Here is an 11743-nt window from a genome sequence, read left to right as displayed (position 1 = left end):
AATATATTTTTATATTTCGTCCCTAATACGAATTACCCTATCAAGATCTGGGGTAAATTCGGCTTTGATAACGTTACGTTTAATCAAGATTTACTTCTCATATACGATGAATATTACGTAGACTATCTTCGCTACAGACTAGCGCAAAGGATATGTTCTGAGTTTGGCATACCGATGCAACCTCAGGCAATGTTAGAGCTGAAAGAACTCGAAGAAGCGATGACTGATGTCAGTCCACCTGATATGACTATTACGAAATTAAGTACATTCCAAGGTAAGCAAGGTTTGACTTGGGCTGATGTGTCGCTTGGGCTTGGGTGGCGTCCGTCCTAGTCCTTTTGGTCGTTGGTTTAGGTTGGAACCCATACATTCATGGATGAATTGCTGTATGAAAGGAAGATCACCTACATTCTCACAGGTAGCGCTCGACATTGTGGGCTCCACGAAGTTTGGGCGTTACCCCAAGATCTCCCGTGAAGAAACATTCAACATGATCATATCGGATAATTTCCTTGTCCCATATGCTGGTCATTCGTTAGTGGCTGAGATATTACAACAGGCTCAAGGTCGTGCGATATATACGAGTAATCGATATAATCACATGATTGCTGTCATTTCAAATAATGTTTACACGATATCGACAAATTTGTCTGTCACACGAGTTGGTCAAATAGACACTTACTTGGGTGATGTTTACATTGATGAGAATAATAATAATCAGATAGCGATATGCGATAAGCAAAACATTTATATTTATAATTACATAACAGGTGCATTTGCTAAAGCGACAGTCGATGGCACGACACCACTTGGATTTATCCCTGGATATATCTCATATCAGAATGGTAGATTCATTGCGGCGGTATTAGGAAGCACCTCAACCTATCAATTATGTGTCGCTGGTAATGGATTATTATGGCCAGGTACTGCGTCATACGTTGGATCATTGCAGACTAAACCTGATAACGTTATTGCAGTTCAACGATTCCCAGGTCGTGGTAATTTACTCTTTGTATTTGGAAACACCGTCACAGAGCCTTGGCAAGACATTGGTGCTGCTTTATTCCCGTATCAACGAATGTCGTCTGTCAATATTGACTATGGGTGCTTAAACCCTGCGACTATCGCATACAATGAAAATATCATGGTATGGCTTGCTGCGAATGAAAAGTCAGGCCCCGTTATCGCATATTCTACTGGTGGCGATATTAATCGTATATCGACAGACGGTATCGATTTTAAGTTCACGCAGCTCACTAATCCGAAAGATTCATATGGGTTTTTATTCAGACAAGATGGACATTTGATTTATCAGATCAGTTTCCCAACTGATAATCTCACATATATTTATGACTTCAATACTAAGAAGTTCTTCACCTTATGTGATGAGAACCAAGACATTCATATCGCTAAAAGGGTGGCGTTCTTCAATGATGCATATTACTTTGTTAGTTTTATTGATGGGAATTTGTATCAGCTCGGTTCTCAATTCACTTCCTACAATGGCAGGGAGATTCCTCGTGTTAGGGTATGTCGTAATATACGTTTGCCTGATGCTTCTCGTTTTGTTGTCAATAATCTTACCTTTACTATAGAACAAGGCACTCAGGAAAATATCTATCAGGAAGAATTCCTATTAGCCGAAGATGGCGAGATATTAGACACTGAAGATGGCGAGCATTTATATACTATTAACAATGGTTTAACTGTCATTGAATTCTTACCATTGCAAGCTGAAGATGAAACGATACTATTAACAGAGAGTGGCGAAGAATTGCAGATAGCTGTTGAAGTTGAAACAGCACAACCTATTCCGCAGTCAGTTCACTTATCAGCGTCTAAGAACGGTGGCGAAAGTTTCGGTACGATATGGAATAAAGAATTAAACGCACGTGGGAACTTCAAGAATCGATTGATATATTGGAACCTCGGTGCAGCGAATGATTTCGTGCCACAATTTAGATTCTGGGGATTAAGCCGGTTTGTAGCAACGGACGGTATTGTTTCAATTTATCAGTAACTCATGGAAGAATAGTCAGTGAATATACCAAATTATGAAAATGTACCTTTCGTTGATGATAGTGGTTATTTGTCTGACTCATGGTCATTGATCATGCAGCAATTAATCACTGCATTACAAACGAATGTTTCGAACCAAGGTTATCAAGTGCCACAACAACCAACGACCACAATCACTGATTTACAGACACAGTTTGCAGCAGCCGCTGATCCTAGTGTGTACTACGGTGATTTATTATATGATAGTACAACGGATGAATTAAAAGTGAATATTGCAGGAACCTTCAAGGTCGTGCAAGTAGTCTAAGGATGGACATATGTTTTCAGCAGCAATGGGAGCAGCAGGTGGAACAACACCATTAAACCCCAATAAATTTGGGAAGGCTATGGGTTGGGGAATGCTTGGTGGTGGCTTAGGTAGCCTATTCGGCGGTGGCGATAATCCATATGACGCTGGAAAAAGTTATTACAATAAAATTCCAGATACTATCAAACCATATTTTGATCCATACATAAGCGCTGGCAAAGATGCTATGGGGCAAGTTCAAGGCCAATACGGCAATCTGATTAACGATCCTAACGCAATGTACAATAAATTAGGTTCAGGCTATCAACAATCACCTGGTTATCAATGGCAAGTAGGTCAAGGTATGAATGCTGTTAATAATGCTGCAGCAGCAGGTGGTATGCTTGGAACACCACAGCATCAACAAAATGCTGCACAAATGACACAGGGAATTGCGAACCAAGACTTCAATAATTATCTAGGTCATATGCTTGGGTTATATGGTTCAGGGTTAAGTGGCATGAGTGGCATCAATCAAATGGGATATAACGCATCCACTGGATTAGCTGGATTACTTGGAAGTAATTTAATGAACCAAGGGAATATGGCGATATCATCACAAGCAGCACAAAATCAAAGCCAAGGATCGCAATTTGGTAATATCATCGGCGGCCTTGGTACATTAGCTGCGTTTATGTAGGAGAATAATATGCAATTTCCAGTACAGCAATTTCCTATATTAACGCCAGGCCAGATGAATCCGTTTAATCAGGCGGTGCAACAAGGATTACAGACGTATGGCCAAGGTATTGAAGCGGCTTATGCGCCTATGCAGAAACAGGCTGATATTTATTATAAAGCTGCACTTGCGTCAAATGCACCGGCATCTGCTTTAGCTAAAGCGATGCAAAACCCTTTGTTTTATGCAACATTAACTCAACAACAAAGAGAGAATGCAAATCAAGCTCTAGCTAGTCAAGGCCAAAATCCTCTTATTGCTATGCAGAATTCATTTCATCCACAGCAACAAAATCAATCTGGAGGTTGGTTGCAATCAATGTGGAACAAAGTAACTGGGTCAGGTGAACAAACATCTCCATCTACTCCAGCACCACAGATAGCATCTGGAGCTACTACAGCCCCATCAGCCCCAACACAACAACCTGATCAGACTGCTTCTCCTACTACTAATGAAACAGTTCGAGCTACTGATGAAGAAGTTAATGATATTGCTACTCACGGGAATAAGTCTTATAGAAACATACCACAACAGTCAAATGGTAACGTTGATTTATCAAAGCCAAATATGAATGCGTACAACAAAGACTTTGGATCGCCTGAAATAAATAGCGCAATGGCTATGAAATTTCCATCCGCCCTTCAAAAATCGTATGCTTCTGGTCAGGAAGCTGAAACAATAGAACAAAGAAAGTTAAATGTAAGAAAATTTAATGACATGCAAGATGAAGTATCAACTGAAGCGAAACAATCACAACAGTTACTTAATGATGCCGATAAATTTCATAGTGCTTATGGTAAAGCATTAGTTAAAGGACAAGGCGCACAATTTTTACCAGAAAAAGTATTAAAACTATTTCCCGAGACATATAAAGCGATGAATGCCGCTAATAATATGACAGTTAGCATGGCATCTCAATTATTTGGTAACAAGCATTCTGATTACAGAGACAGATTGGCTAGCACATTGAAGCTAGGCGTTGATATGCCTAAAGAAACAGAGAATAGTGTTTATACTGGCATAAAAGCAATGGGTAAAAGGAACTTGCAACATAGTGATTTCAATCGTTTCATGAAAGATGAGTTAGGTATAAATGATGCTAATTTAATAAAAGATTATTGGATTGGCTACAATCAGTCAGTTCCATTTTATGATATTGATAAAGGAAAAATGATTGATAAAAACTTAACTGATCAATCATATAAAGACTATATTGCTGAGAGAATAATGGGTGTTCCATCTAAGAAATCATCTGGAAATCAAACAACAGAGAGAAAACCTGTTAAACCTTCAGAAGAAGGCAAAGCATCACCAGATAGCACCGTATGGATGATAAGACCTGATGGCGAAAGAGTAGCAGTACATAAAAGTAGAGTTAATGAAGCGATGAATCAATATAAATTCAAGAGAACATAATATGAGTTCATCTCAACAAAAATATCCTGATTTATCGTCTCCGATATCTTCGAAAGAGGAATATCCTGATTTATCATCGCCTGTACAAGATAACAATGTTGATATGTCTCAGCCACAAGATAAAAAAAGTTTCTTTGATAAGTTAGGCGATTACAATAGAAAAGTATCTGAAGATTTAGGCTTTAAATCAAAAGACATAAAAGCAGCATACAATTTACTGACTTCCCACAATATGCCTTTAGAACAGCCAGCACAAACTGCATCATTATTAACTTCATTCGCTGTCCCTGAAATGGGTGCGACTAGAAGTGGTGGTATTGCAAAACAAATAATAGATAGCATGATTAAGACGGGCATCGGATCACATGCTGGAACAAAACTTATGCCAGGTGCTGATGATAATGCAGCCAATATAGCTGCGGGAGTAGGCGCTGGTACTGCTGGTGTATTGACACCAATTGGCATAGCAACAGGATCGTTAAACCCATTTTTGCGATTTGGCGCTCGTACATTAGCAGGAGGTGCCACTGGTTACGGAGCAGGCTCCCTACTAGGTCACGAAAATATTGGTGCTGGTATAGGTGGCCTTCTTGGCGCTAAAGCTGGTATGAGAGGTGCCGCACCAATGCAAATGGCAGCTTCAGAAATAGCTGAAAGTTTAACACCTGAAGTAATTGCAAGAGCAGCTCAACGAGAGCAAGCTGCTCAACGTCTTGGATTAGATGTTACAGCAGCAGAAACAACGGGTAATCCTGTATTAAAACAAATGCAAATGCAAGCTGCTAATACACCTTCAGGAAGCCAAGTGCTATATCCATATGGATTGAATCGTCAAGAACAAGAAAAAACATTATATGATAACTTTTTAAATCAAGTATCTCCGAATCATCCATCTACAGCATTTGATATACCTTTTTCTGGTCAAACATTAGAAACAGCAGCTTATGCACGAGCAAGCGATATTGCTGATAAACAAAGATTGCGTATTGATACAAGACCAATAATAGAAAGAATAAATTATGAGCTACAGAATCATGTAAAAGGTGGTGAAGTAAATAAAGTATTGAATAAGGCAATGGACAGATTAGAAGCGGTTCCGTCATCTAGGAGTGTACATTTACCGCCGGAAAGTGTTCAATATGAACACTCATTACAAGGTTTGCATAATGCAAAAATGGAATTAGATGCGTTGATCAATAAAAAAGGTTCCGAGGCAATTGATTCAGCAGCAAAAGGTAGACTAAAACAAATACGTACTGAATTAAATACTATGATGAGAGAAGCAAGTCCTCAATATGCCGCTGCTTCTGACATTTCAAATAAAAGACAAGCTCGTGATCAGATAGAAGAAGCAATGTCTAAAAGTCAAATTACTGGTGCTAATTTATATCAAAAGATTATACAAGACAGAGGATCGTATGATGACTTGTATGGTAGATTGGGTAATCCCAATGCACCTCATCAAGTAACTCCAGCTCAACAATCTCTTAGAGATATGCGAGATATATTACCTGATTTAATTGATAATACGGTCAATATTTCATCAAAACAATTAGCTAAACAAGCATCTGATATTAGTGGTATGGACTTGAGTGGTATAGTTAAGAGTTTTATGACAAAATCATATTTTGATAAATATAATACTGCTATTTCTGAGTTAATTACTAATCCTCATTGGCGAGGAGAATTGAATAACATTACTAATATTAATTCACGCGAAGATCGCGGCGTTAAATTAGCAAGATTAATAGCTAAAATATCGGCTACAGGAAGTAGTCAGGCATATCAAAACGCACAAGGAAGTGAACAAAATGGCACTCGACCCTAAATATGTATTGGCACCATCGCTTGAGATGTACTTTGTCAATAAAGACAGCGGCCTGCCATTGTCAGGTGGTTTTGTTTACTTCTATCGTGATGAAGATCGCAATGTCCCAAAAGAGGTATATCAATTAAGTGGTACTCAACAAAATTACACGTACACAGTTCTTCCTAATCCTTGTCAATTAAGCTCTGTCGGTACATTCCAAGATGGAAGTGGTAATGACATATTACCTTATTACTATCCTTTTGATGTACAAGGTAACATCGATCTCTATTACGTCGAAGTATACGATTCAGACATGGTACTTCAATTCACTCGTGAAGGATGGCCAAACTACACTGAGGCTAATGTCGAAGCAGACCAAGACATCACGAATTTCGTCCCTAATGGACAATTCCTTTTGCACAACGATGCACCTGACAATGATCCGTTATCAGGCGCTCAGGTTGCCACTACAGTCGCATATGGTGGCACTATTGGCACGATGGAAGTATACGAGATCGCACAAGGTGGGTGGACGTTTGAGCGAAATCAAGGCTCTACAGCCACCGATAGCGTGACATTCCAACGTTATGGTTCATCGGTTCAGCAACCAACAGGGAATCCACGATATGCGGTAAAGATTGCCACGACATTAGCTGGATCTGATACTGCTAAGGATTTATGTCTGACATTTCCTGACGTGAATACATTCTCATCGGATAATTTAGAATATAACTTGTATTTTCAGGGTCAAACATCGAGTGGCGATATCACAGCCGAAATATATATCAGAAAATATTTTGGTGCTGGTGGTAGCGCTAGTATAGAAGAGAACATTACATCAGTCCTATTACAGCCAAGTATAGGAGCGTATAACACGACATTATTATTTGGTACGAATGAGACGTATACCATTGGTACTGGTGATGATGATTTCGTACAAGTTATCATTCGACTTCCACCACAAGGAACGCAGACAGTTATATTAACTAACTTTGCGTTAACGATAACTAATAGCACATTAACAGCATTCCCTAGTCAAACGAATGCTAAGCAATTGGATGAATCAACCGCTGGGTGGTTACCAACACCTATTCCGACAGATGGATCAGCATTCTACGTACCCGTTGTGCTAACAGCAAAGGGTATGACATTCGATTATGGGATGATTGGTAAAATATACGCGTCTCCATTAGCCCCAGGCGATGGTGAGTTGTTATGTAATGGTAGCGGATACTCGACGATTGGTTATTCCAATCTCGGCATACCATACTCACGACTAGGTAATGTGTACTGGAACGATAGTACTAAACAAATGAAATTTGGTACAGGATATGAGTTTGCATCATCTATTTTGAGTACTACTAATACGTCATTAATATTTCTTGCGACAAATATAGCTGGTGGTAACACTTTCCCTGCTGATTCAGTAAGTGTCCCAACACAAACAGGTTTCACGTTCACGCCTATTGTCACGGGGTTATCTAGTAAAAATCAAAAGTGTTATATGTCAAGTGCTAACTCTATATTCGTGAGAACGAACTCAATTTCATCAGGGCTTGCATTGCCTACGTCAGGTAATAGTGGGTTCACTGTGACTGTTGCTCGAGCTACGCCAAGTGTTCCGCTTATGTATAATATTACAACGACTGCAGCAGCTGCGATTACACCAGGACACTATTACACGTTTTCAACAAGTACGAGTAATTATTATGTATGGTTTAGAATAGATGGAGTTGGTGCTGATCCTGCACCTGGTGGAGCTGGTGTCCGTGTCGATTTACTATCGACGTGGAGTGCTGTCGAAGTTGCGAATATATTATTTTATGTTATGAATAGTTGCCAAGAGTCTACGATATTGTGCATAGGCGGTGCGTCTGTCCCTGCAGGCTCTTACTTCACATTCAGCACGAATGTAGACACTCAAGATTATTACGTATGGTATCAAGTAGGTGGCTCAGGAACAGATCCTTTAATCTCCAATAGGATTGGGATAAAGGTTGTAATCGGCGCATCAGATACCGCAGCACAAGTTGCGACTGCTACAGTAGCAGCTATCAACTACGCATATGTTGGCGTGCCTGATCTGCAAGGATTATTCCTACGTGGTTTTGATCCATCGAAATATTTTGACTTAGATGGTGACAGTAGATCTGGAACGATAGCAGGAATTTACGGTAATCAATTAGGGACATTTGAAGTAGACGCTTTATTAGAGCATCGTCATGCACCAGCGGCACCAGGAACTAATTTTATTACGAATAATACTGGTGGCGGAAATACTGTTGGTGGCGGCAATATTGGTAGTACCTCACAAACTACTTATGTTGGATCGAATGAAGACAGGCCATATAACATGGTAATGAATTGGGTAACACGATACTAAGGAAAGTATTATGACAGCAGCTAATTTGCTAAAGGATATATCAGGTACAAATACATTTGGTTTGACGTTTTCAGCGAATAAATATTCTGCATCACTTGCAGCAAGTACTGATACGACATTAACCGTTCCCGCAATATCACCTATGGGAAATGCTAACGCATATGGAAATAGTATTCCTAATTTAATGGCAGTATTTACGTTTGAACCTGGTGCAATCGTTTGGGTTGCAGTCGGTGCAACTGCTGCAGTGCCAGTTGCTGCATCATTCGGCGCGACATCATCTGAGATGAATCCGGCAGTACGATATGTAAAAAGCGGTGACGTATTACACTTTTTCTGTGCGACTGCTAATACAGACGTTAGCGTTATGTTCTACTCATTGGACTAGGTGACTTATGATATTTTTCGATAAATATTTTGGCATTATAGATAACCCAATAGTTAAAACACCCTATAATAATGGTAGTGGTGGTGGAATCGTTCCATCAAATTCTTTTTTGTTACTTGATGGTGAGCCATTTTCATTACTCGATAACACGTTTTTCTTATTGCTAGAGTAAAAAGGGATTTTTATGTCAAAAAACATTAATCAGGTATACATAGCCAATCCGATAACTACCAATAACGGTACTGATCTAATGTATTTTGGCAGATCACCTTATGGACTAACAGACGATTGTGCTATGTTATATAGCAGCTTTTCAGCACAGTTCACACCATCGCCAAATTTTACTGCCTATGCTGTTATCTGCGCAGGTACTACAGCTACAGGTGCATTACAGAACGTATCTGGACTTGGCAGTGCTGGACAAGTGTTAACATCAAATGGCGCTGCAGCATTGCCGAGCTGGCAGGCTGGAGGTGCAGGTAGTGGTATATCAAACGGTTTAGCATTAGCAATATCTAACGGATTTTTCATGTAAGGGATTTATCATGGCAGCGAATACAGCACCTATTTATGTTTTAACACCTAAGGTTCAATGGGATTTTATCACAGCAGCGAATACTGCATTGGATGGTACAGGTACGGTTGCGACTGTTTATACTGCAGGAAGCAATGGTGCGTATGTTACAAATATTATCGTTAAATCAAATACTACGACTGCGACCAGTGCAGCAGGTGCGTTAAGATTGTTCATTAATAATGGTTCAACTAATGCAACGCCTGCTAATAATACTTTGATTCGTGAGTTTGTATTAACTACTGTTACGGCTAGCGATACAACTGCAACGCTAAACTGGGAATTTCCAATTAACTTTATGTTGCCAGCAGGTTATAAAATATTTGCGACGATTGCAACTGTTGCAGGTTCTAGTGGTTTTGCGTTAACAGCCATCGGTGGAGACTATTAGTAATGTATATGCCTGGTTATATTCATGGATTAATGACTAGACAATTTGTCTGTATGGGAAAAGGGACTGGTGCTACAGCAGATAATGATATTTATCCGTTTACCATACCAAAAGAAGCGCGCTTTATTTATATATTTTGTATTGGAGGTGGTGGTGGCGGTGGTGGCGGTAGAACAGCCGCTGCGTTAACAGCGAAAGGTGGAGGTGGTGGTGGCGGAGCTGGCGGATATACTTCACTTACTATGAGATCAACTGCAATTCCATCTACTATATTTTTATCTCCAGGTGGTGGCGGTGCTGGTGCTGCGGCTGCTGGTGGTGCAGGCTCATCTGGAGCTGCGAGCTCAGTCTATCTTTGCCCATCAGTGTCCTCTACTGTATCAAATACATTACTTGTTGCAGTCGGTGGTATTTTTGGTGCTGGTTCTTCAGGAACAGGGGGCGGTGCTGGTGGTAATAGTAGTGCTAGTACTAATGGATTAAGTATGCCATTTGGTGGCACAAATGCTTTTATTTCATATAGTGGTGGGGCACCAGCACCAAATAATAGTACTGCACCTGGAGGTAGTGGTGCCACAGGTACTGCTGGTACTAACGGTTTACAGAGAGCATATTTTTGCAATGGTGCGGGTGGTGGCGCTGTCACTGTTGCTGATTTAGAAACAGCAGGTGGTGGTATCTCATTTGATAATGCAGTTAATATTTTACAAAACAATAGTACTGTTTTAATTCCAACAAGTGGTGTTAGAAACGCTGGGAATCAAGGAATTACCAATTTAAATTTTCATTCAATCGATAATGTTTTTGGCTTTCCTTTTTATGGTACAGGTGGTGGTGGCGGTGGTGGCCATTCTGCTGGAACTGGTGGTCGTGGTGGTGACGGTGGCATAGGTTCAGGCGGTGGTGGTGGCGGTGCTGGAACAACAGGTGGAACAGGCGGTAACGGTGGCCCAGGCTGTATTATAGTAGAATGGTGGTAATAGAATTTAATAATTAATTTACAAGGAAGTAAATTATGCCAAAGATATCACAGCTGCCAGCAGCGACATCAGTTGCAGCAGCAGACTTATTTGCTATCGTGCAAGGTAGTACGACTAAGAAGGCTACGGCATCTTTAGTCAATACGTATATCTCCGCAGCATTAGTAATCACAGAAGCTCAGGTAACTGGTCTAACAGCTAGCCTTGCACTCAAGATGGATAAAGCATCAAACTTGTCTGATGTTGCTAACGTTGCGACATCGCGCATTAATCTTGGACTCAACGCATTAACAGACGGTCAGTTATGGATTGGCGATACTGCTGCTAATCCTGTCGCTGCAAACATTACTGCTGGTACAAATATCTCTGTCACTAACGGCGCAGGATCTATCGTTATTGCTGCAACGGGTTCAGGAAGTTTCAGCTGGACAAATGTCGCTGGCGTTACACAATCTATCGCCATCAATTCTGGTTACATTGCAAATAACGCAGGTTTAGTCACACTCACATTACCGATAACTGCTGCAGTTGGTAGCGAAGTTGTAGTCGTAGGAAATGGCGCAGGCGGTTGGACTATCGCACAAAATGGTGGTCAAGTGATTAATGTCGGCAATGTCGCTAGTACCGTTGGCGTAGGTGGAAGCGTTTCATCGTCCAATCGATACGATAGCATCAGACTCGTGTGTACTGTAGCTGATAGTACTTGGGTGACAGTAGGCGGCGTACAAGGCGTATTAACAATTGTTTAAAGGGATTA

The 11743-nt window shown here is 40.4% G+C and carries 12 protein-coding genes; all 12 read left to right on the top strand.

From position 1 onward, the window contains the following. A partial coding sequence (locus WC753_04810) for a hypothetical protein (GenBank protein ID MFA6080764.1) occupies nucleotides 1-333 on the top strand: 333 nt, incomplete at its 5' end. A gap of 55 nt (nucleotides 334-388) precedes the next feature. Then, on the top strand, nucleotides 389-2020 hold the full coding sequence (locus tag WC753_04805) for a hypothetical protein (GenBank protein MFA6080763.1): 1632 nt from the start codon (nucleotides 389-391) through the stop codon (nucleotides 2018-2020). A gap of 147 nt (nucleotides 2021-2167) precedes the next feature. Further along, nucleotides 2168-2326, top strand: coding sequence for a hypothetical protein (locus WC753_04800; GenBank protein ID MFA6080762.1), 159 nt, complete (start codon nucleotides 2168-2170; stop codon nucleotides 2324-2326). Nucleotides 2327-2336: 10 nt separating this feature from the next. Then, nucleotides 2337-3005: a hypothetical protein gene (locus tag WC753_04795; protein MFA6080761.1), complete on the top strand. Its 669-nt coding sequence runs from the start codon at nucleotides 2337-2339 to the stop codon at nucleotides 3003-3005. A 9-nt stretch (nucleotides 3006-3014) separates the two neighbouring features. Next, on the top strand, nucleotides 3015-4460 hold the full coding sequence (locus tag WC753_04790) for a hypothetical protein (protein ID MFA6080760.1): 1446 nt from the start codon (nucleotides 3015-3017) through the stop codon (nucleotides 4458-4460). Further along, the gene (locus WC753_04785) at nucleotides 4423-6288 is read left to right on the top strand and encodes a hypothetical protein (GenBank protein MFA6080759.1); all 1866 of its coding nucleotides are present in this window, start codon (nucleotides 4423-4425) and stop codon (nucleotides 6286-6288) included. Before WC753_04790 ends, WC753_04785 begins: the two co-directional genes overlap by 38 nt. Continuing rightward, nucleotides 6272-8653, top strand: coding sequence for a hypothetical protein (locus tag WC753_04780; protein MFA6080758.1), 2382 nt, complete (start codon nucleotides 6272-6274; stop codon nucleotides 8651-8653). The genes WC753_04785 and WC753_04780 overlap by 17 nt, the downstream gene beginning before the upstream one ends. Before the next feature lie 10 nt (nucleotides 8654-8663). Then, nucleotides 8664-9041: a hypothetical protein gene (locus WC753_04775; protein MFA6080757.1), complete on the top strand. Its 378-nt coding sequence runs from the start codon at nucleotides 8664-8666 to the stop codon at nucleotides 9039-9041. A gap of 184 nt (nucleotides 9042-9225) precedes the next feature. Beyond that, entirely contained in the window at nucleotides 9226-9576 is a 351-nt protein-coding gene (locus tag WC753_04770; protein MFA6080756.1) for a hypothetical protein, read from the top strand. Between the two features lie 10 nt (nucleotides 9577-9586). Continuing rightward, complete coding sequence (locus WC753_04765; GenBank protein ID MFA6080755.1) at nucleotides 9587-10006, top strand: hypothetical protein; 420 nt, start codon at nucleotides 9587-9589, stop codon at nucleotides 10004-10006. Between the two features lie 32 nt (nucleotides 10007-10038). Further along, nucleotides 10039-10986 (top strand): hypothetical protein, encoded by a 948-nt coding sequence (locus WC753_04760; protein MFA6080754.1) that lies wholly within the window; start codon nucleotides 10039-10041, stop codon nucleotides 10984-10986. Between the two features lie 35 nt (nucleotides 10987-11021). Further along, on the top strand, nucleotides 11022-11735 hold the full coding sequence (locus tag WC753_04755) for a hypothetical protein (protein ID MFA6080753.1): 714 nt from the start codon (nucleotides 11022-11024) through the stop codon (nucleotides 11733-11735). The last annotated feature ends 8 nt before the right edge of the window (nucleotides 11736-11743 follow it).

Source organism: Candidatus Gracilibacteria bacterium (assembly GCA_041660965.1).
Taxonomy (GTDB): domain Bacteria; phylum Patescibacteriota; class Gracilibacteria; order BD1-5; family JAGOOR01; genus JAGOOR01.
The sequence above is the reverse complement of the archived record's forward strand: the minus strand, read 5'-3'. Positions and strand labels throughout refer to the sequence as shown.